The sequence below is a fragment of the Herbaspirillum sp. B65 genome, from assembly GCF_000333555.1.
In the GTDB taxonomy this organism is placed as follows: Bacteria; Pseudomonadota; Gammaproteobacteria; order Burkholderiales; family Burkholderiaceae_D; genus Herbaspirillum; species Herbaspirillum rubrisubalbicans.
In genome coordinates, this window is the sequence record NZ_BADI01000767.1 from 1 (window position 1) to 1,340 (window position 1,340).

Sequence of the window (1,340 nt, forward strand, 5' to 3'; positions counted from 1 at the left end):
GAACCATCATGGTGCGGCATCGATTCCGCCAGCTTTGGGGGAGGCAATGCCAACGTACATCTTGAGGAAGACATTCTCGGCGTTGCCTATACGTGGAAATTCTGATGTTGCCTGCTTCTGAACGATCTTGTTGCCGTGGGCGACAATGATCATATCGGCAGTGGCATCGATGAAGGCTGCCACCCGATCCCCCTTGAAATCAGCCGACAAGGCCAGTGTCATGGCCTGGATATCGCGCTTGCCTTGCAGCTCGGGCCAGGCCTGGCGCTGCTCGATGGCTTGGCGCACCTTCTTTTCGGCCTCTTCGCGACTGGCGGCGGTCTTTTTCCATTCGGCCGGATTGCGCCGATACAGCTTGGACATCAACAGATAAAGGCTATCCAGATTGGCCCGCATGGCCAGCGTGGCCACGCGGTTGCTGTCGGACTGGCCCATCTCGCGGGAACTGGCTTCGGCCCCTTTTACCTCGCCATGCGGCGCAGGAGTGGAGGCGCAGCCAGCCAGGAAGACGGTGCACAGCAAAGTGAACGGCAGGAGGGTAAACAGCTTTCTAGTCATCGGCGGGCAGGACGAAAACAAGCTGGTAGGACTGCTCCTAGCAGAATGCGTTCCGTGCCCGCCCGCCTGGGGCCAGGCTTAGGCCTTGCCGGTGTGCGGCAGGCCGGTCAGGTAACCCACGGTGGCGCCGAAGCGATCCTTGTAGTTGGCACGCACCAGCGGATCGAGCGTGTCCTTGACCTTGTCGTGCAAACCCTTCTCCCAATCGCCGGCGTGCTGGAAGTTGCTCATCACGTAGGTCCAGCCATTGATTTCATCGACCGCATGAAGACCGGTGGACTCGGCCCCGGCCGGGCAGGACAGCACTCGGGTGAGCGCCTTGGTGTCGACGTTGTAGGCCCACAGGAAGTTGTTGACATGCATACCGCTGTCTTCACCGATGAACAAGGTGCGCAGCTTTTCGGAGAACTTGATGTTGTCCGGGTTGGCGATGTGTTCCTGGTCGGCCAGGTTGCCCAGCGCATCCGGGGTCTTCAGGTCGACCCCGACCAGGGCGGCCGGCGGGGCCATGTCGATGGCCACCCATTCGCTATCAATGGGGTTGCCACCGGTATCGCGCTGGCCGCCGCGCAGGTTCAGGGCATACACGGCACCGGCCTTGGGGCCTTCGACCTTGATGTGGCCGGAGCCATTGAGCATCGAGGTCTGGATGTAGGACATGGCCGAATAAGCGATCTTGTCGCGCGCATTGACGGTGGTGCCTTCCATCTTGGTGAAGCCCANGCTGCCACCGGCCAGGGCCGCATAGCGGTGGGTTTCCAGGAAGGCGGCCGCCTTCTGCA

Annotated in this window: 2 pseudogenes; both read right to left on the reverse strand. The window is 61.3% G+C overall.

The features are described from left to right. Nucleotides 1–123: 123 nt before the first annotated feature. Nucleotides 124–558, reverse strand: a pseudogene (locus I5W_RS18020) (hypothetical protein); the annotation flags it as partial. A 78-nt stretch (nt 559–636) separates the two neighbouring features. Next, nucleotides 637–1,340 (reverse strand): annotated as a pseudogene (locus I5W_RS18025) (alkaline phosphatase); the annotation flags it as partial.